19 protein-coding genes are annotated in these 20,029 nt (G+C 70.6%); 13 read left to right on the top strand and 6 right to left on the bottom strand.

The genetic code is table 11. The annotated features are described in order from the left end of the window. Positions 1-7: 7 nt before the first annotated feature. The gene (locus ACGFNV_RS13320) at positions 8-670 is read left to right on the top strand and encodes a response regulator transcription factor (RefSeq protein ID WP_393622010.1); all 663 of its coding nucleotides are present in this window, start codon (positions 8-10) and stop codon (positions 668-670) included. 4 nt (positions 671-674) lie between these two features. Here the strand turns inward: ACGFNV_RS13320 and ACGFNV_RS13315 are convergent, their stop codons facing one another. Both ACGFNV_RS13315 and ACGFNV_RS13310 read right to left on the bottom strand, forming a co-directional pair. Then, a complete protein-coding gene (locus ACGFNV_RS13315; RefSeq protein ID WP_393622008.1) occupies positions 675-1,466 on the bottom strand; it encodes a hypothetical protein in 792 nt (263 codons plus the stop codon). A gap of 64 nt (positions 1,467-1,530) precedes the next feature. Further along, positions 1,531-2,265, bottom strand: coding sequence for a hypothetical protein (locus tag ACGFNV_RS13310; protein WP_393622007.1), 735 nt, complete (start codon positions 2,263-2,265; stop codon positions 1,531-1,533). A 205-nt stretch (positions 2,266-2,470) separates the two neighbouring features. On the opposite strand from ACGFNV_RS13310, the gene ACGFNV_RS13305 reads away from it, so the two are divergent. From ACGFNV_RS13305 to ACGFNV_RS13290, 4 genes are all read left to right on the top strand, one after another. After that, positions 2,471-3,241, top strand: coding sequence for an SDR family NAD(P)-dependent oxidoreductase (locus ACGFNV_RS13305; protein ID WP_393622005.1), 771 nt, complete (start codon positions 2,471-2,473; stop codon positions 3,239-3,241). Positions 3,242-3,373: 132 nt separating this feature from the next. After that, a complete protein-coding gene (locus ACGFNV_RS13300; protein WP_393622004.1) occupies positions 3,374-4,492 on the top strand; it encodes an LLM class flavin-dependent oxidoreductase in 1,119 nt (372 codons plus the stop codon). A gap of 96 nt (positions 4,493-4,588) precedes the next feature. Next, a complete protein-coding gene (locus tag ACGFNV_RS13295) occupies positions 4,589-6,319 on the top strand; it encodes an amidohydrolase family protein (RefSeq protein WP_393622003.1) in 1,731 nt (576 codons plus the stop codon). Further along, positions 6,316-7,767 carry an aldehyde dehydrogenase family protein gene (locus tag ACGFNV_RS13290; RefSeq protein ID WP_393622001.1) on the top strand — a complete coding sequence of 484 codons (1,452 nt, stop codon included), beginning with the start codon at positions 6,316-6,318 and terminating at the stop codon, positions 7,765-7,767. The genes ACGFNV_RS13295 and ACGFNV_RS13290 overlap by 4 nt, the downstream gene beginning before the upstream one ends. Positions 7,768-7,777: 10 nt before the next feature. Here the strand turns inward: ACGFNV_RS13290 and ACGFNV_RS13285 are convergent, their stop codons facing one another. Beyond that, the gene (locus tag ACGFNV_RS13285; protein WP_393621999.1) at positions 7,778-8,170 is read right to left on the bottom strand and encodes a nitroreductase/quinone reductase family protein; all 393 of its coding nucleotides are present in this window, start codon (positions 8,168-8,170) and stop codon (positions 7,778-7,780) included. A gap of 84 nt (positions 8,171-8,254) precedes the next feature. Here ACGFNV_RS13285 and ACGFNV_RS13280 point away from each other — a divergent pair, with 84 nt between their 5' ends. The 4 genes from ACGFNV_RS13280 to ACGFNV_RS13265 all read left to right on the top strand — a co-directional run bounded on the left by ACGFNV_RS13280 (position 8,255) and on the right by ACGFNV_RS13265 (position 10,188). Continuing rightward, positions 8,255-9,079, top strand: coding sequence for an endonuclease/exonuclease/phosphatase family protein (locus ACGFNV_RS13280; RefSeq protein ID WP_393621997.1), 825 nt, complete (start codon positions 8,255-8,257; stop codon positions 9,077-9,079). A 120-nt stretch (positions 9,080-9,199) separates the two neighbouring features. After that, complete coding sequence (locus ACGFNV_RS13275) at positions 9,200-9,484, top strand: hypothetical protein (RefSeq protein WP_393621996.1); 285 nt, start codon at positions 9,200-9,202, stop codon at positions 9,482-9,484. A gap of 150 nt (positions 9,485-9,634) precedes the next feature. Next, positions 9,635-9,910, top strand: coding sequence for a hypothetical protein (locus ACGFNV_RS13270; RefSeq protein WP_393621994.1), 276 nt, complete (start codon positions 9,635-9,637; stop codon positions 9,908-9,910). Next, on the top strand, positions 9,907-10,188 hold the full coding sequence (locus ACGFNV_RS13265) for a hypothetical protein (RefSeq protein ID WP_393621993.1): 282 nt from the start codon (positions 9,907-9,909) through the stop codon (positions 10,186-10,188). Before ACGFNV_RS13270 ends, ACGFNV_RS13265 begins: the two co-directional genes overlap by 4 nt. Positions 10,189-10,245: 57 nt before the next feature. Here the strand turns inward: ACGFNV_RS13265 and ACGFNV_RS13260 are convergent, their stop codons facing one another. Beyond that, positions 10,246-11,784: a CehA/McbA family metallohydrolase gene (locus ACGFNV_RS13260; RefSeq protein WP_393621991.1), complete on the bottom strand. Its 1,539-nt coding sequence runs from the start codon at positions 11,782-11,784 to the stop codon at positions 10,246-10,248. Between the two features lie 222 nt (positions 11,785-12,006). On the opposite strand from ACGFNV_RS13260, the gene ACGFNV_RS13255 reads away from it, so the two are divergent. The 3 genes from ACGFNV_RS13255 (at position 12,007) to ACGFNV_RS13245 (ending at position 16,326) form a co-directional block, all read left to right on the top strand. Then, positions 12,007-12,873 carry an LLM class F420-dependent oxidoreductase gene (locus tag ACGFNV_RS13255; protein WP_393621989.1) on the top strand — a complete coding sequence of 289 codons (867 nt, stop codon included), beginning with the start codon at positions 12,007-12,009 and terminating at the stop codon, positions 12,871-12,873. A 69-nt stretch (positions 12,874-12,942) separates the two neighbouring features. Next, complete coding sequence (locus ACGFNV_RS13250) at positions 12,943-15,555, top strand: bifunctional FO biosynthesis protein CofGH (RefSeq protein ID WP_393621987.1); 2,613 nt, start codon at positions 12,943-12,945, stop codon at positions 15,553-15,555. Between the two features lie 207 nt (positions 15,556-15,762). Next, positions 15,763-16,326: a hypothetical protein gene (locus ACGFNV_RS13245; RefSeq protein ID WP_393621985.1), complete on the top strand. Its 564-nt coding sequence runs from the start codon at positions 15,763-15,765 to the stop codon at positions 16,324-16,326. Here the strand turns inward: ACGFNV_RS13245 and ACGFNV_RS13240 are convergent. Then, the gene (locus ACGFNV_RS13240) at positions 16,319-16,819 is read right to left on the bottom strand and encodes a DUF2165 domain-containing protein (protein WP_393621983.1); all 501 of its coding nucleotides are present in this window, start codon (positions 16,817-16,819) and stop codon (positions 16,319-16,321) included. The genes ACGFNV_RS13245 and ACGFNV_RS13240 overlap by 8 nt on opposite strands. Positions 16,820-17,148: 329 nt before the next feature. On the opposite strand from ACGFNV_RS13240, the gene ACGFNV_RS13235 reads away from it, so the two are divergent. Next, positions 17,149-18,264 carry an ADP-ribosylglycohydrolase family protein gene (locus tag ACGFNV_RS13235; RefSeq protein ID WP_393621981.1) on the top strand — a complete coding sequence of 372 codons (1,116 nt, stop codon included), beginning with the start codon at positions 17,149-17,151 and terminating at the stop codon, positions 18,262-18,264. Positions 18,265-18,338: 74 nt separating this feature from the next. On the opposite strand, the gene ACGFNV_RS13230 is transcribed toward ACGFNV_RS13235, so the two are convergent. Beyond that, complete coding sequence (locus ACGFNV_RS13230) at positions 18,339-19,919, bottom strand: sodium:solute symporter family protein (protein WP_393621979.1); 1,581 nt, start codon at positions 19,917-19,919, stop codon at positions 18,339-18,341. Positions 19,920-20,029 lie beyond the last annotated feature (110 nt).

Genomic DNA, 20,029 nt, shown 5'->3' with positions numbered 1-20,029 from the left:
ACGTACAGTGCGATCCTCCCAGCGACTCTCCGTTGCCCTCGCCTGCGCCGACGGCGCCTGGCCGCACGACGACTGGCCCGCCCCCGACGACCGGTACGTGGGCCGGGCCGAGCATCTGACCCCGCCGTTCCGCTTCCCCGAGGCCGGCGATCTCGTCGACGTCGTCCTCCTGTACTGCGCGGAGCCGTCCAAGTCCCTCCCGGAGCTGCTGAAGGCGCTGGGCGACCGCGGTGTCCCGGTGATCGTGGTCAGCCCGCGCCAGGACACCGAGGCGGTGGTCGAGGTGTTCCGGGGCGGCGCGGGCTACCTGGTCGAGGGCGACTACTGCACCCACATGCTGTCCTCGGCCGTGATGGCGGCCACTGTCGGGCACACCTACCTCTCCCCGACCGCCTGCGTCGCGCTGCGCGAGAGGGCCCGGCGCATGCCCACGGCCGGCGACGCCCTCGAACGGCTGCGCGCGCTGCTCTCGCCGCGCGAACGCCAGATCATGGAGCTGCTGTCGACCGGCCTGGGCGCGCAGGAGATCAGCCTGCGGTTACGGCTGAGCGAGAAGACCGTCCGCAACAACCTCAGCAACATCTACGCCAAGCTGGACGCCCGGGGCAGCACGGACGCGGTCCTGCGGTGGCTGGGAGCCACGCCCGCCACGCCCGTGCTTCGCATGTGAGAACCTACGGCGCCGGTATCTCCGCCGACGGGATCTCCACGTCGGTGACGTTGTCGCCGCCCTCACCGAATCCCGGTTCCGCCCGCAGGCTGTTCGCCGAGTTCAGAATTCCGTTGGCCTCGGGGGTTCCGCACTTCACGTTGCGCAGCCAGAGGCGTCCGTCCGGAGTTCCGTTCTTCAGGATCTGCGGATAGAAGACATGGACGGTCTTCCCGCCCTCGCTCGGCGCGAAGAACACCTTCTGGCCGTCCTGGGCCTCCTTGTACGTGGCCTTCAGGAATCCGCTCACGTCGGTGCGTTTGGCGGACCACATGAAGAAGCCGATGCTGTCCGGCTGTACGGTGTCGGAGCGGCTGAACGCCAGACCGGTCGTCTTGTCGTCGCGTGTGATGTTGATTTCCGAGGTGCTGAACTTCAGGCCGATCTCGAAGAACGAGTTCCCCAGCTTGGTGTCGGCGCCGGCCGTGAATCCGTCCTCCAGCTGGATGGTTCTGGTGACGGAGGTGCTCACGTTGAAGGTGCTCGTCGCCCCGGTCGTCGTGCCACAGTTCTGGGTCACGGGGGAAACACGCTGATTGGGCCCGAGGCTGTTCGCCTTGAACTGGACGTCGACGAACTCGCAGTTCTCCAGTTTGTCGGAGTCCGCGGCGCAGTCGGAGGTCACCTCGGAGGGAGTGGCGGCACCGGCCGAATTCATCAGGGGGATGGCCACGGCGAGTGCCGCGACGGGGGCCAGGGCGAGGGTGATGCGCTTCTTCCTGCTGCGGTGGCTTCTCGGGCGGTCGGCGCGGGTCATGAGGGTCTCCTGGGGGAAAGTGCTGGTGGAGGGAGAGTGCTGGTGGGGGGGGGTGATCAGTGGGTCAGCAGTCCGCCAGGACCGCCTTGGACGTGCCGTCCACGACGCCGGGCGCGCCTGCCGCGCCCGGCAGGACCACGGGCCCCTCGACGACGTCCGGCGCCACGAAGTTCTGCTCGGGGGTGGCGTTGGTGACGGTCGTCGCCGCACGGGCGTCGATCCGCACCCGCCATTCGCCGGTCATGCGCTGCATCTTCGGCGTGAACTCCATGTGGAGCACCTTGCCGACCGGTACCTCCCGCTGTTCCGTGGCGCCGGCGGTCGCCGACTTCACGGTCATGTCCAGCGTTCCCTTGTGTTTGACCCAGGACCCGCTCAGGAACCCGAAGAGCCCCCCGCCGCCGCCCTGCTGGGTCACGCTGTACTTGCCCTCTCCCTGAGCCGCGGTGGCCGACCAGGTGACGGACACCTTCGCCGGGTCGGTGGCGTTCGGCTCGCAGTTCGGGAAGTCGATCGACGCCTTCTCGGTGGGGCCGTCGAAGGTCTCGAACTTCGTCTCGACGAAATCGCAGTTGTCGGCCTGGAACCCGTCCGCGAAAGCGCCGTTGAAGTCACGCACCGAGCGCTGCTTGCCGTTGACGACCGCGGACCGCTCGCACATCGTCATGATCTGTTCCGGTGTCTTCTCGTCGGCCGCGTTCGCCGACGGCAGCAGAGTGATGACGGCTCCGCCGGTCGCCAGCGCCGCGCCGATCGCGACGTACCTGACTTTCCTGTTCCTCAGTTTTCTCCTGGCCACGCGGAACTCCGTCCTTGGGGATCGCTTTACCTGAACGTGAAGGATTATTGGGGGCCGGCGCGGGGCGTGGACAGAGTCAAATGTCCCTACCTGTCAGTCACTTGCTGTGTGCTTGTGCAATCGATCTTCTTCGGCGGCCCGCCATCTGACGTATCGTCAGATACGGCGGTACGATGCTGAGCCCACCGACGTGAAGGGGGCTCGCATGGGCAAGCTGGACGGCCGTGTCGTGATCGTCACCGGGGCCGCGCGCGGGCAGGGGGAGCAGGAGGCCCGCCTGTTCGCGGCGGAGGGCGCGAGGGTCGTCGTCGCCGACGTCCTCGACGAACAGGGCGAGACCCTCGCCAAGGAACTGGGTGCGCTGTACGTCCACCTCGACGTGGGGGAGGAGGGCGACTGGCGCTCCGCCGTCACCGCCGCCAAGGACGCGTACGGTCACGTCGACGGGCTCGTCAACAACGCCGGCATCCTGCGCTTCAACGCCCTCGTCGACACGCCCCTCGACGAGTTCATGCAGGTCGTGCGGGTCAATCAGGTCGGTTGCTTTCTCGGCGTCAGGACCGTCGCGCCCGAGTTGGAGGACGGCGGCACGATCGTCAACACCGCGTCCTACACCGGAGTGACGGGGATGGCGGCCGTGGGCGCGTACGCGGCCACCAAGCACGCCGTCCTCGGGCTCACCCGGGTCGCCGCGCTGGAACTGGCACCCCGCCGCATCAGGGTCAACGCCGTGTGCCCCGGCGCCATCGACACCGCCATGTCCAACCCGGCGCTCCTCGACCCGTCCGCCGACCGCGAGGAGACCTCCCGGGCCCTCGACGAGCTGTACCGCAAGCTGGTCCCGCTGGGCCGGATCGGCAGGCCGGAGGAGGTGGCCCGGCTCGCGCTCTTCCTCACCTCCGGCGACTCCTCCTACATCACCGGCCAGCCGTTCGTGATCGACGGAGGCTGGCTGGCCGGGGTCAGCATCGTCTGAGGATCCGCGTCATCCGGGGATCCGCACCATCTGACGGCCAGTCAGCTATTGACGGTCCACGGGCCCGGTGCCACAGTCGGCGGCAAGCCAATCTGACGTCTCGTCAGAAACAACTGGGGACGGTGAACCTCCTTGGAATTCGGGCTCTTTGTACAGGGATACGTCGGCAAGCGCGCCGAGACCGACCCGCTCGCCGAGCACAAGGCGCTGATGGAGGAGACCGAGTACGTCATCCAGGCGGACCGCTCCGGCTTCAAGTACGCCTGGGCGTCCGAGCACCACTTCCTGGAGGAGTACTCCCACCTCTCCGCGAACGACGTCTTCCTGGGGTACCTGGCACACGCGACGGAGCGGATCCATCTCGGGTCGGGGATCTTCAACCCCCTCGCCCAGGTCAACCACCCCGTGAAAGTCGCGGAGAAGGTGGCCATGCTCGACCATCTCAGCCAGAACCGCTTCGAGTTCGGCTCCGGCCGGGGCGCGGGCTCGCACGAGATCCTGGGCTTCCTCCCCGGCATCACCGACATGAACCACACCAAGGAGATCTGGGAAGAGACCATCGCCGAGTTCCCCAAGATGTGGCTCCAGGACGAGTACGCCGGCTTCCAGGGCAAGCACTGGCAGCTCCCGCCGAGGAAGGTCCTGCCCAAGCCGTACGGCAAGTCCCACCCGGCGATGTGGTACGCCGCCGGGTCGCCGCCGTCGTACGCGATGGCTGCGAAGAAGGGGCTCGGGGTGCTCGGCTTCAGCGTGCAGAAGGTCGCCGACATGGAGTGGGTGCTGGAGCAGTACAAGACGGCGGTGGTGAACGCCGAGCCGATCGGGGACTTCGTCAACGACAACGTCATGGTGACGACGACGGCGATCTGCGCGCCGACGCACGACGAGGCGATCCGGATCGCCGTCGAGGGCGGGCTGCACTATCTGCCCTCGCTGGTGTTCCGGTACCACGACACGTTCCCCCGTCCCGAGGGGTTCCCGGTGTGGCCGGAGACGCTGCCGGAGTACACGCCGGAGTTCGTGGAGCTGCTGATCGAGGAGGAGTTGCTGATCTGCGGTGACCCGGACGAGGTGCTCAGGCAGTGCAAGCGGTGGGAGCAGGCGGGGGCGGATCAGTTGAGCTTCGGGTTGCCGGTGGGGGTGCCGAAGGAGGAGACGTTGCAGACGATTCGGTTGATCGGGGAGCACGTGATTCCGAAGATCGATGCGGATCCTGTTCACCGGACCACGCGGTTCCGGACTGCCGTGTGATCGCCGTCGGCGGGTGCGGGGTGTCTGTGGCTTGTCGCGCAGTTCCCCGCGCCCCTAGGTAGGACAGCCCCCTCGGAGTTCATGGAGGTGAGCCCCGTGCTTGATCACGTCATCTCGGGCGCGACCGTGGTGGATGGGACGGGTGCGCCCGCGTACGTCGCCGACGTCGGTATCCGGGACGGCCGTATCGCCGTCATCGGTACCGTCACCGAGGAAGCCCGCACCACCGAGGACGCCTCCGGACTCGTCCTCGCCCCCGGCTTCGTCGACCCCCACACCCACTACGACGCCCAGCTCTTCTGGGACCCGTACGCCACGCCCTCCCTCAACCACGGAGTGACGACCGTCGCCGCAGGCAACTGTGGGTTCACGCTCGCGCCCCTGAACCCCGCACGCCCCGAGGACGCCGACTACACCCGCCGGATGATGTCCAAGGTGGAAGGGATGTCGCTGGTGGCGTTGGAGGAGGGGGCGCCCTGGAGTTGGAGTTCGTTCGGGGAGTATCTGGACGCCCTCGAAGGGCGGATCGCCGTCAACGCGGGCTTCATGGTCGGCCACTGCGCGCTGCGGCGGTACGTCATGGGACCGGAGGCGATCGGCGGGCAGCCGACCGAGGAGCAGTTGGCGGAGATCGTAAGGCTGCTGCACGAGGCCATGGACGCCGGGGCCTGGGGGTTCTCCACCACCCAGTCGAGCAGTCACTCGGACGGGGACGGGCAGCCGGTCGCGTCCCGGCACGCCGGGCCCGAGGAGTTGCTGGCGATGGCGCGGGCCGTCGGTGAGCACGAGGGGACGCAGATCGAGGCGATCGTCGCCGGCTGTCTGGACCAGTTCAGCGACGCGGAGATCGATCTGTTCGTGGAGCTGAGCGCGGTGGCCGGACGGCCCCTGAACTGGAACGTGCTGACCATCGACGCGGCCGTACCGGAGCGGGTGCCCCGGCAGTTGGTGGCCAGTGAGCGGGCACGGAAGGCGGGGGGCAGGGTGGTCGCGCTGACCATGCCGATCCTCACGCCGATGAACATGTCGCTGGGGACCTTCTGCGCGCTGAACCTGATCCCCGGGTGGGGGCCGGTCCTCGGGCTGCCGGTGCCGGAGCGGATCGAGCGGCTGCGCGACCCGGAGGTGCGGGCCGAGATGCTGCGGCGGGCCGACTCCAAGGAGGCGGGAGTGTTCCGGCGGCTCACCGACTTCGGGCGGTACGTCATCGGCGACACGTACAGCGAGGCGAACGCCGGGCTGACCGGGCGGGTGGTGCGGGACATCGCGAAGGAGCGGGGGCTGGACCCCTTCCACTGTCTGGTGGAGATCTGCGCGGCGGACGAGCTGAGGACCGTGCTCTGGCCGATGCCGACGGACAACGACCCCGCGTCCTGGGCGCTGCGCGCCGAGACCTGGCAGCACGAGGACGTGATGTTGGGCGGCTCCGACGCCGGGGCCCATCTGGACCGCATGTGCGGAGCCCCGTACACCACGCGCTTCCTCGGGGACTGTCTGCGGGGCCGGAAGCTGGTCGGGCTGGAGCAGGCGGTGCGGATGCTGACGGACGACCCGGCGCGGTTGTTCGGGCTGCGGGAGCGGGGCCGGGTGCGGGAGGGCTGGCATGCGGACCTGGTCCTCTTCGACCCGGAGCGGATCGACGCGGGCAAGGCCACCCTGGTGCACGACCTGCCGGGTGACAGTCCGCGGCTGGACTCCAAGGCGATCGGCGTACGGGCCGTGTGGGTCAACGGGGTCGAGGCGCTCCGGGACGACACGGTGACCGGTGCCGTACCGGGGCGGGTGCTGCGGTCCGGACGGGACACCGAGACGGTGAACACCAAGTGAGCGACGGGCAGCGGCTGTTCGTCGGCGGTGAGTGGGTCGAGCCGGACGGCGGGCACTACGCCGTCCCCGACCCGGCGACCGAGGAAACCGTCGGGTGGGCGCCGGAGGCCTCGCGGGAGCAGGTGCACGCTGCCTGCGCCGCGGCCCGCGAGGCCTTCGGGCCGTGGTCGCGCACGCCCCCCGAGGAGCGGGCGGCGGTGCTGGCGCGGGCCGCGGATGTCGTACGCGAGCGGCTGGTGCCGTACGCCGAGCTGGCCCAGGCGGAGACCGGCGCGACGACCGGGACCGCACGGGGCATGCAGGTCGGTGTCGGTGCCGCGCGGTTCCGGCGGTACGCGCGCGTGGAGCCCGCAGAGTGGGCGATCCCGCCGCAGATCAACGAGGCCGGGCCCATGGGGAAGGCCGGCGTGATGGGCGCGCTGGCGGTACGGCAGCCCGTGGGCGTGGTCACCTGCATCACCTCGTACAACAACCCGTGGGCCAACCCGGCGGGCAAGATCGCGCCGGCGCTGGCGATGGGCAACACGGTGGTCGTGAAACCGGCGCCGCAGGATCCCCTGTCCGTCTACCGCATGGCGGAGGCGCTGGAGGCGGCGGGCGCGCCGGCGGGTGTGGTGAACGTGGTCTCCGGCCGCTCGGTCGAGGTGGGCGAGGCGGCCGTGGACTCCCCGGACGTCGACATGGTCAGCTTCACCGGCTCCACGGCCGTGGGACAGCGCATCGCCGAGGTGTGCGGGCGTGGCATGAAACGCCAGCTGATGGAGCTCGGCGGGAAGGGCGCGGCGCTCGTCTTCGACGACGCGGACATCGCCTCGGCGGTCGCCGGGATCGGCACGACGTTCTCCTTCTACAGCGGCCAGATCTGCACGGCACCGACCCGGGTACTGGCCCAGCGGGGCGTGTACGACCGGCTCGTGGAGCAACTGGCGGCCTACGCCCGCCGTTTGAAGGTGGGCGACCCGAGGGAGCGGGACACGGTGGTCGGTCCGGTGATCTCGGCGGGGCACCGGGAGCGGGTGGAGTCGTACGTGGAAGCGGGCCGCAAGGAGGGCGCGGTGGTGGTGACGGGAGGCGAACGCCCGCCGCACGACACCGGGTTCTACGTCTCTCCGACCCTCCTCGCGGACTGCTCCCCGGAGATGCGGGTGGTCCGCGAGGAGATCTTCGGCCCCGTCGTCGCCGTGTTGCCGTTCGACGACGAGGAGGAGGGTGTGGCGCTCGCCAACGACTCCGACTACGGCCTCATCGACTACGTCTGGACCGGCGACGTGGCCCGCGCGTTCCGCGTCGCCCGCCTGCTGCGCGCCGGCGGCGTCGGCATCAACACCGTCGGCCGCAACATGGAGGCGCCGTTCGGGGGGTTCAAGAGGAGCGGGGTCGGCCGGGACGTGGGCTCGTACGCACTGCACGCGTACAGCGAGGTGCAGGCGATCGTGTGGCCGGGGTGAGGTGACCTGATCAGCGCTTCAGATCCACCCGCACCGTCAGCAAATCAGTCCCGAGCGCCCGCACCGCCGTGCTGTTGAGGCGGGGCAGGGCGCGCAGGCGGGCCACCGGGTCGTCGTCGGGGAGGAGGTGCGCCGTGCCGGTGTGCCAGCGGCCCCTGATCCGCACCCGGACTCTCGGGTTCGCGCGGATGTTGCGCACGTACTGGGACCGGTCGCCGAACTCCGACACCAGCCAGAAGGAGTCGCCGACCCGGCGGCCTCCCACCGGCGTCTGACGGGGCAGCCCGGAGACGCGGCCCGTGGTCTCCAGGACGGTCTGGAGGGGGAGGCGGCGCAGCAGGGGGTTGAGCCGGCGCTGGAAGGTCGTGGCGGCGCGGTATCTGACCTCGGCGAGACGGGACATCGTCCGTACGACTCCTTCACACATCACTCTCGAACTGTTGCTTCAATGGTCCCCCACGCTGCGGAACGAGAACGGGTGGCTGGGATGCGTGTGGTGACCTGGAACCTGTGGTGGCGCTTCGGTCCCTGGGAGGCACGCCAGAAGGCGATCCTCGAGACCCTGCGTGACCTGCGCCCCGACGTGGTCGGCCTCCAGGAGGTGTGGGCCGCCGGCGGCGAGAACCTCGCGGAGTGGCTGGCCGGTGAGCTGGGCCTGCACTGGACGTGGGCGCCCTCACCCGCACCCGAGCGCTGGCAGCGTCGGATAGGGAACGCCACGGTCGACATCGGCAACGCGGTGCTGAGCCGGTGGCCCGTGCTGGAGCGGGAGGCACTGCGGCTGCCCGCGCCCCCCGACCTCGACGACGGCCGCCTCGCCCTCTACGCCCGCCTCGCCGCCCCCACCCACGAGGTCCCCTTCTTCACCGCCCACCTCACCTCGCCCCCGCACGCCTCCGCCGTACGCTGCCACCAGGTCACCGTCCTCGCCGAGTTCGTCGCCCGCCACTGTGGCGACACCCCCTTCCCCCCGGTCGTCACCGGCGACTTCAACGCCTGGCCCGACTCCGACGAGATCCGCCTCTTCGGCGGCTACCGCACCGCCTCGCCCGTCCCCGGCCAGGTCCTCTACGACGCCTGGGACTACGCCGACCCCTCAGCCCCCTCCGCCACCTGGGACACGACCAACCCCTACGTCGCGGCGGGCGGCGACCCCACCGCCCGCATCGACTACATCCACGTGGGCCGACCGGACCCCGGCGGCCCGGGCCGCGTGCGGTCGGCCCGACGTGCGGGGGACGGCCCGGTGGACGGGGTGTGGCCTTCGGACCATGCGGCGGTGGTGGCGGAGCTGGAGGGGATCACGGGCTGAGCCGCCAGGGCCATCCGCTGGTCCCTTTCCAGTGATCGTCGGACGACTCGCGAGCGGGGCACGCGCCGCAGGGGTAGGGCGTCTGCGCACAGATGTCCCGGAATCGTAAGGAGATCGCCCGTGTACGCAGCCGTCAGACGATACGAGGGAGTGACCGATCCGGCCGAGGCGGGGCGGCGCGTGAACGACGGGTTCGTGCCGCTCATCCGTCAGGTCTCCGGTCTCCTGGCCTACTACTGGGTCGACGCCGGGAACGGGGTCATGGTCTCGACCAGCGTCTTCGAAAGCGAGGCGGGGGCCCAGGAATCGATCAGGATGGCCGCGGTCTTCGTGCGGGACAACCTCGCCGAGCTGCTCCCCAACCCTCCCCAGGTCATGTCCGGCCAGGTCGTGGCGTCGGTGTAGCCGAGACGCTCGGGCGCCGCCGGTGTCCTTCCGGCGGCGCGCCGTCCTCTTCAGGGTGTGGAGAAGGGTGCTGATGGTGTGGATGAAGCCCCGGGGGCCGGTCAGCGCCATACTGGGAGACGGAGCCATGCCCTTCACCAGGAGCGGACCATGAGCGCACAGCCCGAGCACGGCTGGGGAACGATGCCCCTCCCGGAGATCCGTACCGTGGACGACCTGCGCAGCGCGCTCAGCCGCTACGGCTTCCCGGGCGACCGGGAGCGCTTCGAGGAGGAGCTGGCCGCCGCCATAGGAGCCTCACCGACCAACGACTTCGAAGGCGCCGCAGCCGTGGTCAGGGCGTACCGCCACCGCATCCTGATCAGGAACTCCCCCGAGATCATGGCAGCCCTGGAGGACGCCCGAGGCGGAGGCGGCGGCACGTGACCGAAGTCCCGCTGGAGGAGGCCGAGCCCGCCCGGAAGGCGTTCGGTGATCTGACGGAGGGGGAGCGGGAGGTCGTCCGGGAGGCACTGGCGGCCATCTCCCGCGCCCCCGCGACGGGCCGCGAGATCCCCGGCTGGCGGCCACCGTCCGTGGAGTACACGTACACCACTCCCTTCGCCCCTGACTCGGCCGAGGCGATCACCGTCGTGTACACGCACACCCCGGGCATGGGAGTGACGGTCGTCTTTTACTTCCGTGATCCACAGGTTGTGGATTGAGGCGACGTTGCCCCATCGCGTCAGTGATCTCGGCGGGGCGGGGCCGGCCCCCTTCGCTCAGTCGACGCCGCGCCCCAAAAAGATCGGGTTCGTGAACGCCGCCAACGCCCCCGGCACCGGCCCCGCCGCGGCCTCGTGCCGCAGCTCAGCCCGTACGTACGCCGCGTAAGAAGCCGTCGTACGCCACTCCGCCACCCCCGAGCCGTCCACCCCCAACGGGCCGCTGGTGAACAGGACCCCCTGGTCGGTCGCGAAGCGGACCACGCACCGGGGTGCGCCCGTCACCTCCAGCCATACGGTCACCGGCGCGTCCGGGGCCACCCGCAGCCGCTCGCCGATCCCCGCGTGTTCGCCCCGGCCCCCACTTGCCGTGAAGGACAGCGAGACCCTGCTGGACTCGGCGATGTAGGACCGCCCCGCGCGGATGCCGGCCTGAATCGCCTCCCGGGTCAGGTCGTCGGCCAGGACCACTGTTTGCGGGGAGCCCACCGGGTCCGGATCGCGGTGGGCGTCGCTGTTGCCCATCGCCGGGATCCAGGACCGGCCGTCCCGGCCCTCCCGTCCCTCCCGCACGGAGGCGACCAGCATGCTGTCCCAGTCGGCCAACGCCACCTCGTCGTCCGGGGTGTAGGGCCCGTTCCAGACCTCGACCGCGTCCGCCTCGCCGAAGCCGAACTTCCAGTTGCAGCCGACGCAGGTGGCGTGGGGATGGGCGGGGACCACCAGGCCGCCCGCGCGTCGGATCTGGCGGGCGAAACGGCCGAAGCGGTTGTCGCGGGCCCGGTAGCGCCAGTCGACGAAAGTGCCGGGGTCGGTGCCCAGCGCCACCACGTGGCCGTTCCTCGTCGTGACCTCCTCGCCCAGCATCACCAGCAGGTCGTCCCCGGCCACGTCCGCCCAGTGGGCGTGCGCGGAGTGGGTGTTGTGCTCGGAGCTGTTGATGAAGTCCAGCCCGGCGGCCCGGGCCAGCGCGGCGATCTCCGCGGGGGTGCGGCGGCCGTCGGAGTGCCAGGAGTGGAGGTGGCAGTCACCCCGGTACCAGGCGCGGCCCCGCCCCTTCGCCCGCTCCGGCGGGTAGGTCGGGTGGACGGCCTCACCCGGTTCGCCGTAGGTCAGGGTGATCGTGATCTCGTACGACAGGCCCTGCGGGGCGACCGTGTACGGGCCGAGGGCGATGTGCCAGGTGCCCTTGCGGACCGGGCCCGGGACGTAGCCCGGCGTGGCCTCGTCCGCGCGGATGAAGAACTCCGTGCGGGCGCCGCCGGACCAGCCCCGGAAGCCCCGGCCGCCCAACTCGGTGCCGTGCTCGTCGAAGACGCCGATGTCGAGGGCGTTGCCCGGGGTGCCGGCGGGCACGGTCGGGCGGTCGTAGGCGTAGGCGACCCGCAGTTCTCGTACGCCCGCGGGGACTTCCACCGGGACGTACACGAAGTCGGGGGAGCCGGGCGGCAGCGTGCCGCGTACGGTCCTCGTCTCCTGGTCCCGGCCTGCCGCGGAAGCGAAGCTCACGCCTCCCAACGTAAGTGCGGCGGCGGCTCCGGTCACGACCAACGCGCGCCTTCCGAGGCCGGACGTGCCGTGATTGTCCTCGCACATGCTGCTGCTCCCCAGGTGTCGTGTGTGACAGGGCATGGCTGGTGCAGGTGTGGTGCGTGCAACCCTGGTATTCAGCCGTGAACTGCCGTACAAGGGAAGGGAATCGGTGGCTTTCGGGGGTGCGGCGGTCGAAGGACGTCCATCCGGTCCTACCGTGGATGCCGAACTGGATGCCGACTGGTCGGTATGGACAGATGGACCCTCGCCCGGTACAGATGAGGCATGCGCATCTCCGTGACGATCTTCCTCACCGACGAGACGATCACCCCCACCCGGCTCGCCCGTGAGCTGGAGCAGCGGGGGTTCGCCGGGCTGTACCTGCCCGAACACACCCACATCCCGGTCGAGCGGACCACCCCGTACCCGGCGGGCGGCGAGCTGCCGCGCGAGTACGGCCGTACGCTCGACCCCTTCGTCGCGCTCGGGCAGGCCGCCGCGGTGACCGAACGGCTCGGCCTCGGCACCGGCATCACGCTCGTCGCCCAGCACGACCCGATCGACCTCGCCAAGCAGATCGCGACGGTCGACCATCTCTCCGGCGGCCGCCTCACCCTCGGCCTCGGCTACGGCTGGAACGTCGAGGAGGCCGCCGACCACGGCGTGGAGTGGCGTACGCGCCGCGAGCTGGTCCGGGACCGGATGGCGCTCATGCGGGCGCTGTGGAGCGAGGAACCCACCGCGTACGAGGGCGAGTTCGGCAGCGTGCGGGCCAGCTCCGCGTACCCCAAGCCCGTACAGAAGCCGCGCGGGCCCGTCGTCGGACCGCGCACCCTCATCGGCGGGGCCGCCGGCCCCAAGCTGTTCGCGCACATCAGCGAGTACGCCGACGGGTGGCTGCCCATCGGCGGGCGGGGCCTGTCGGAGTCGCTGCCGGTGCTGCGCGCCGCCTGGGCCGACGCGGGCCGCGACCCGGCCGCCCTCCAGGTCGTGCCGTACGCCGTCCACCCGTCCCCGGGCAAGCTCGCGTACTACGCCGAGCTGGGCATCGAGGAGGCCGTGGTGCAGCTGCCGCCGGCGGGGGAGGCGGAGGTGCTGAAGCTGCTGGACGGCTTCGCGCCGTACCTGCCCGGCAACAGTGACACCGTGTAACGAGCGGCTGCCCGGGACGAACCGGGCCGCCCCTCCGGCCGCTGAGCAGCGGCTACGTATCCTCGAAGGATGACGACTTCCGCGACCTCCGGAACCGGCCCCACCGACCACCCCGGCGGCACCGGCCCGACCGAGAACTCCATGCGTCGCGCCCTCAAACGCGCCCGGGACGGCGTCGCCCTCGATGTCGACGAGGCGGCGGTGCTCCTCCAGGCGCGCGGCGAGGCCCTCGACGACCTCGTCGCGTCCGCCGCCCGGGTGCGGGACGCTGGCCTGGAGGCGGCCGGCCGGCCCGGCGTCATCACCTACTCGAAGAGTGTCTTCATCCCCCTGACCCGGCTGTGCCGGGACAAGTGCCACTACTGCACCTTCGTCACCGTGCCCGGCAAGCTGCGGCGCGAGGGGCACGGGATGTTCATGTCCCCGGACGAGGTGCTGGACATCGCCCGCAAGGGCGCCGCCCTCGGCTGCAAGGAAGCCCTCATCACCCTCGGCGACAAGCCGGAGGACCGCTGGCCGGAGGCGCGCGAGTGGCTCGACGCGCACGGCTACGACGACACGATCGCCTACGTCCGGGCCATCTCCATCCGGATCCTGGAGGAGACGGGCCTGCTGCCGCACCTCAACCCGGGTGTGATGAGCTGGACCGACTTCCAGCGCCTGAAGCCGGTCGCGCCGAGCATGGGCATGATGCTGGAGACCACCGCGACCCGGCTGTGGTCCGAGCCCGGGGGCCCGCACTACGGCTCCCCGGACAAGGAACCCGCCGTACGCCTGCGCGTCCTGGAGGACGCCGGCCGCTCCTCCGTACCTTTCACCTCGGGGATCCTGATCGGGATCGGCGAGACGTACGAGGAGCGCGCGGAGTCCCTGTTCGCGCTGCGGAAGGTGTCGAGGGCCTACCACGGCATCCAGGAACTCATCATCCAGAACTTCCGCGCCAAGCCGGACACCGCGATGCGCGGCATGCCGGACGCGGAACTCGACGAGCTGGTCGCCACGGTGGCCGTCGCCCGCCACATCATGGGCCCGAGCGCCTGCCTGCAGGCCCCGCCCAACCTCGTGGACTCCGAGTACGAGCGCCTCATCCACGCCGGCATCGACGACTGGGGCGGCGTCTCCCCGCTCACCATCGACCACGTCAACCCCGAGCGCCCGTGGCCGCAGATCGAGGAGCTCGCCGTACGTTCGGCGGCCGCCGGCTTCTCCCTGCGGGAACGTCTCTGCGCCTACCCCGAGTTCGTCCGGCGCGGCGAACCCTGGCTGGACCCGCGGCTGCTGCCCCACGTCCGGGCGCTCGCGGACCCCGAGACGGGCCTGGCCCGCGAGGACGCGGTCGTCGAGGGCCACCCCTGGCAGGAGCCGGAGGAGGGGTTCGTCGCGTCCGGCCGTACGGACCTGCACACCACCATCGACACCGAGGGCCGTACGTCCGACCGCCGCGACGACTTCGACGAGGTGTACGGCGACTGGGCCGCCCTGCGCGAGGCGGCCGCCCCCGGCATGGCACCGGAGCGCATCGACACGGACGTACGGCAGGCCCTGCGGGTCGCGGCCGACGATCCGACCCGGCTGACCGACGACGAGGCCCTCGCCCTGCTGCACGCGGACGGACCGGCGCTGGACGCGTTGTGCGCGGTGGCGGACGAGGTGCGCAAGTCGGCCGTCGGCGACGACGTCACGTACATCGTCACCCGGAACATCAACTTCACCAACGTCTGCTACACCGGCTGCCGCTTCTGCGCCTTCGCCCAGCGCCGCACGGACGCCGACGCGTACACGCTGTCGCTGGACCAGGTCGCCGACCGGGCCCAGCAGGCGTGGGACGTCGGCGCGGTGGAGGTCTGCATGCAGGGCGGCATCCACCCCGACCTGCCCGGGACGGCGTACTTCGACATCGCGAAGGCGGTGAAGTCCCGCGTACCCGGCATGCACGTCCACGCCTTCTCCCCGATGGAGGTGGTGAACGGCGCGACCCGTACGGGCATGTCCATCCGCGAGTGGTTGACGGCCGCGAAGGAGGCGGGCCTGGACTCCATCCCCGGGACCGCCGCCGAGATCCTCGACGACGAGGTCCGCTGGATCCTGACCAAGGGCAAGCTGCCCACGGCGACCTGGATCGAGGTCGTCACGACGGCCCACGAGCTGGGCATCCGCTCGTCCTCGACGATGATGTACGGGCATGTGGACCAGCCCCGCCACTGGCTGGGCCACTTCAGGACCCTCGCCGGCATCCAGCAACGGACGGGCGGCTTCACGGAGTTCGTGACGCTCCCCTTCATCCACACCAACGCGCCGGTGTACCTGGCGGGCATCTCCCGGCCCGGCCCGACCATGCGGGACAACCGGGCGGTGACGGCGATGGCCCGGCTCCTGCTCCACCCGCACATCCCCAACATCCAGACCAGCTGGGTCAAGCTGGGCACGGAGGGCGCGGCGGAGATGCTGCGCTCCGGCGCGAACGATCTCGGCGGGACCCTCATGGAGGAGACGATCTCCCGCATGGCGGGCTCCTCCTACGGCTCGTACAAGTCGGTCAAGGACCTGATCGCGGTCGCGGACGCGGCGGGCCGCCCGGCGAGGCCGCGTACGACGCTGTACGGGGAGGTGTCGGAGGAGCGCCGGCGGGCGGCGACGGCGTCGGACGGACACTTGCCGGAGCTGCTCCCGGTACTGGACTGACCGGGACCGGCCTGACCCGGACCGGCCTGACCCGGACCGGCCTGACCCGGACCGGCCTGACCCGGACCGGCCTGACCCGGACCGGCCTGATTCGACCGGACTGATCCGTACCGGACCGACCTGGACGGAGTCCGCCAGACAGCCGACCCACAGTACGATGATCCGACCCCCTTCTCAGGGGGTCGGAGACTGAGGAGAGGCGCACCCGTGTCTGCCCGACTGCCCTCGTGGGCCTGGGTCACCGGCCTGACGGCCGGCGCGATCGTCGCGGTCGCGTTCCTGGCAGTGCAGGCCGACGGAGGCCCGCACCCCACGGCCACGGCGGCCCGCCCCAGCGCGTCGAAACCGGCGCCCAAGGGGTCGGCGGCACCCAAGGAGTCGGCGCCGCCCGCCGTACCGAACGCCTCGGGCACGGGCCGCCGTATCGTCTACTCCCTCGCACAGCACCGGGTCTGGCTGGTCGACGCCAGCGACGCCGCACGCCGCACGTTCACCGTCTGGGCGGGCACGGTCAGCCCCGACCCGGGCAAGTACTCGGTCTACACCCGCAAGGACGCCACCACCGGCTCCGACGGCGTCCAGATCGAGCACATCATCTACTTCACCGCCAAGTCCGGCATCAACATCGCCTTCTCCAACGCGGTCGACGGCTCGTCCCCGCCGCCCGCCTCCGGCGGTAAGCAGACGGGCGGCATCCGCATGCCCAAGGCGGACGGGACGGCGCTGTGGGCGTTCGGTACGGAGGGGACGCAGGTCAGGGTCGTCAAGTAGCGTCCGTCTGCCCGAACGGCAGGTGGGTGACGATCAGCACCACCCCGCTGAGCAGGAAGACCCGCATCGCCGCGTCCAGCCCGTTCCAGTCCTCCGACTGCCACATCGCGAACCACTCCCCACCGATCGCGATGAACCCGGCCCCGAACAGCAACATCACCATCAACAGCCCGTACGTCGACACACGCCGGGCCTGCTGGTGATCCCGCCGCGCCCACAGCCAGGTCCCGTAGCCGAGGACCAGCGCGGCGACGGTCTCCCACACGATGATCGCGACGTACGCGGCGTCCTGTAATCCCTTGCTGGTGATCGCCCGCCACATCAGGTCGTCGTCCTTGAACGTCGTGTCCATCGCCAACACGTGCCGCACGAACTGCTGATTCGTCCCGAAATCGGTGATGTTCCCGAAGGCGACGAGAACCATGTAGAGGGCGACCGTGCCCGTGAGCAGCGTGACAGCGAGCGAAATCCCCCGCAATTTTGATGTGACCATGCCCGTCCCGTTCCCGCCCTGAACCCACAAGAACCGCCACCCCGGAATCGTGAAGAGGGGTGGATTGGTGGATGTGCGCCACCGCAAGCTCCGCCCGGCCAAGACATCGGCTTCCCTACGTGGCACAAACCCGCCAACTCCCGAGACGCACGGGACCTGGGGGCGCCCTCACCCCCTACGTCTGCGGCGTTCCCCTGGTACGGCTGACAGGTGATCCCGGGGCTCACCCGACCCACACTTCGCGCACCGATTCTCCCCCTGAACCAGCCGTTCCCGTTCGATTACAGTGCTGGCTGTCGTACATACGGACGGTGCCTGGGGAGGTCTTGGTGGGTGCGACCGACGGCGCCGTCTGGGGCCGTACCGAGCAGCAGGACTTTCGGAGCCGGGTGCGGGGCACCCTGCTGGGGGCCGCCCTCGGGGATGCGCTCGGGGCGCCGGTCGACGGGCTGGGGGTGGACGCGATCCGGGAGGCGCACGGGGCCGAGGGGGTCGTGGATCTGGCGCCCGCGTACGGGAGACGCGGGGCGGTCACGCACCTCACGCAGCTCACCCTGTTCAGCGTGGACGGGCTGATCCGCGCCCAGGTGCGCCGGGACACCGGTGCCTGGCACCCGCCGACGGATCTGCACCGGGCGTATCTGCGGTGGGCGGCCACCCAGAGCGACTGGGGGCCGGACGAGCGCCGTAAGGAAGACGGCTGGCTGGCGCGCGAGGAGTGGCTGTACGCCCGCCGGGATCCGGGCCGCGCGCTGCTGCTGGGGCTCGGCGACGCGACGATGGGCACGCTGGAGGCGCCGAAGAACCCCGGCGAGGCGGGCCCCGAGGTGGTCGCCCGTTCCGCTCCTTTCGGGCTGCTCGTCGGCTGGGAGCCGCAACTGGTCGTACAGCTCGCCGTGGAGTGCGCCGCGCAGACCCACGGGCACCCCGTCGCCTGCCTGTCGGCCGGCGCGTACGCCGTGATCGTGCACGCCCTCGCTCGTGGCGACAGTCTCGACGGCGCCGTGCAGCGGGCGCTCGCACTGCTCGGTGCGCGGCCCGGCCACCAGCCCGTGTCGGACGCGCTGCAGCACGCGCTGGGCGCGGTACGGCAGGGGATTCCGACGCCTGACCGGGTGGCCGAGCTGGCCGGGGCCGGTAAGGCGGAGACCGTGCTCGCCGCCGCCGTGTACTGCTCCCTCGTCGCGGAGGAGGTCCGCCACGGCCTGCGCCTGGCCGTGAACCACGCCGGTCCCTCGGCCGCGACCGCCGCCCTGACCGGCGGCCTCCTCGGCGCCCTCCACGGCGAAACGGCCCTCCCGCCGGCCTGGCTGGTCGAACTGGAGGGCCGTCCGACGATTCTGGAACTGGCCGACGACTTCGCGATGGAGATGACCCAGGGGCCCGCGCTGCACGGCCCGGCGGGGTCCGCGCCGGGGTGGCTCGCCCGGTACCCGCGCGCTTGAGCCGGGGCAGGGGGAAAGGGGAAAGGGCGGCCACCTCCGTGACCGCCCCTGCCGTGTCTTCGTAGTCGCGCGTCTCAGTCCTTCGCCCGGGCCCGCACCACCTGGTCCACCGGCTCCGCCGGCGTCGGGACCGCGGCCGCGCCGAAACCGTCGCCGTCCCCGTCCGAGTTGATCCGCTCGATGATCGCGAGCCGCTCCGGTGTGTCCTCCGGCTTGAGGAAGCCGACGAGGATGTACAGGACCAGCGACACGGCGAGCGGGATCGACACCTGGTACTGGAGCGGGACACCGCCGTCGACGTTCCAGTTGATGGGGTAGTTGACCAGCCAGAAGGCGAGCAGGCCCATCGACCAGCTGGTCAGCGCCGCCGTCGGCCCGGAGCGGCGGAACGGGCGGAGCAGGCCCAGCATCATCGGGATGGCCATCGGGCCCATCAGACCGGCGACCCACTTGATGACGACGGTGATGATGTCCTTGAACGCCGGGGAGTTGACCTGGGTGGCCGCCGCCATCGACAGGCCGAGGAAGACGACGGTCGTGATCCGGGCGACCCGCAGCCCCTGTCCCTCGCTCCACGCCCGCGCCCTGCGCCACACCACCGGCGCGCAGTCCCGGGTGAACACGGCCGCGATGGCGTTGGCGTCGGAGGAGCACATCGCCATCGTGTGGGAGAAGAAGCCGACGATGACGAGGCCCAACAGGCCGTGCGGGAGGAGCTGTTCGGTCATCAGGGCGTACGAGTCCGAGCCGTCCGGCTTCTTCGACGTGACCAGCAGCGGCGACATCCACATCGGGAAGAACAGCACCAGCGGCCAGACCAGCCACAGCACCGCCGACAGTCGCGCCGAGCGCTCGGCCTCCTTCGGACCGGCCGTGGCCATGTAGCGCTGGGCCTGGTTGAGCATGCCGCCGTTGTACTCGAAGAGCTTGATGAACAGGAAGGCCATCAGGAACACCGTGCCGTACTGGGCGACGAGCGGCTTGTCGTGGCCCTGGAGCGCCGGCTCGTCCCAGGCGCTGCTGATGCTGAGGCCCTTGTCGTCGAGCTTCAGCACCACCGCGATGAACATCGCGATTCCGGCCAGCAACTGGATGACGAACTGGCCGAGTTCGGTCAGCGCGTCCGCCCACAGGCCGCCGATCGTGCAGTAGACGGCGGTGATCGCGCCGGTGATGAGGATGCCCTGGTTGAGCGAGATGCCGGTGAAGACGGACAGCAGCGTCGCGATCGCCGCCCACTTCGCGCCCACGTCCACGATCTTCAGCAGCATCCCGGACCAGGCCAGCGCCTGCTGGGTCTTCAGGTCGTACCGGTTCTTCAGGTACTCCAGCGGAGACGCCACGTGCAGCCGGGAGCGCAGCCGGTTGATGCGGGGCGCGAACAGCTTGGAGCCGATGGCGATGCCGAGGGCGATGGGGAAGGACCACGTCACGAACGAGGTGACGCCGTAGGTGTAGGCGATGCCGGCGTACCCCGTGAACATCACCGCGCTGTAGCCCGACATGTGGTGCGAGATGCCGGAGAGCCACCACGGCATCTTGCCGCCCGCGGTGAAGAAGTCGCTGACGTTGTCGACCCGCTTGTGCGACCAGACGCCGATCGCGACCATCACGCCGAAGTAGCCGATGAGCACGGTCCAGTCGAGACCGTTCATGGTGCCCCCTTCCAGGGTCCGCCTTGTGAACTCCGCTCAGCTGGTTGGCACTTCGCACGAGCGGGGTAGGGGCGAGGGAGGCGGCGAAGTGCCCGCTCATCCTGGGTGGG

The organism is Streptomyces sp. NPDC048751, from assembly GCF_043198595.1.
In the GTDB taxonomy this organism is placed as follows: Bacteria; Actinomycetota; Actinomycetes; order Streptomycetales; family Streptomycetaceae; genus Streptomyces.
Note: the sequence above shows the minus strand (reverse complement) of the source record. Positions and strands in the feature narration are given on the sequence as shown.

Excerpts from the sequence above, each read along its gene's own strand:
- ACGFNV_RS13315 (WP_393622008.1), bottom strand. The coding sequence starts at position 1,466 with ATGACCCGCGCCGACCGCCCGAGAAGCCACCGCAGCAGGAAGAAGCGC.
- ACGFNV_RS13305 (WP_393622005.1), top strand. The coding sequence starts at position 2,471 with ATGGGCAAGCTGGACGGCCGTGTCGTGATCGTCACCGGGGCCGCGCGC.
- ACGFNV_RS13285 (WP_393621999.1), bottom strand. The coding sequence starts at position 8,170 with ATGTCCCGTCTCGCCGAGGTCAGATACCGCGCCGCCACGACCTTCCAG.
- ACGFNV_RS13280 (WP_393621997.1), top strand. The coding sequence starts at position 8,255 with ATGCGTGTGGTGACCTGGAACCTGTGGTGGCGCTTCGGTCCCTGGGAG.
- ACGFNV_RS13270 (WP_393621994.1), top strand. The coding sequence starts at position 9,635 with ATGAGCGCACAGCCCGAGCACGGCTGGGGAACGATGCCCCTCCCGGAG.
- ACGFNV_RS13260 (WP_393621991.1), bottom strand. The coding sequence starts at position 11,784 with ATGTGCGAGGACAATCACGGCACGTCCGGCCTCGGAAGGCGCGCGTTG.
- ACGFNV_RS13255 (WP_393621989.1), top strand. The coding sequence starts at position 12,007 with ATGCGCATCTCCGTGACGATCTTCCTCACCGACGAGACGATCACCCCC.
- ACGFNV_RS13250 (WP_393621987.1), top strand. The coding sequence starts at position 12,943 with ATGACGACTTCCGCGACCTCCGGAACCGGCCCCACCGACCACCCCGGC.
- ACGFNV_RS13240 (WP_393621983.1), bottom strand. The coding sequence starts at position 16,819 with ATGGTCACATCAAAATTGCGGGGGATTTCGCTCGCTGTCACGCTGCTC.
- ACGFNV_RS13230 (WP_393621979.1), bottom strand. The coding sequence starts at position 19,919 with ATGAACGGTCTCGACTGGACCGTGCTCATCGGCTACTTCGGCGTGATG.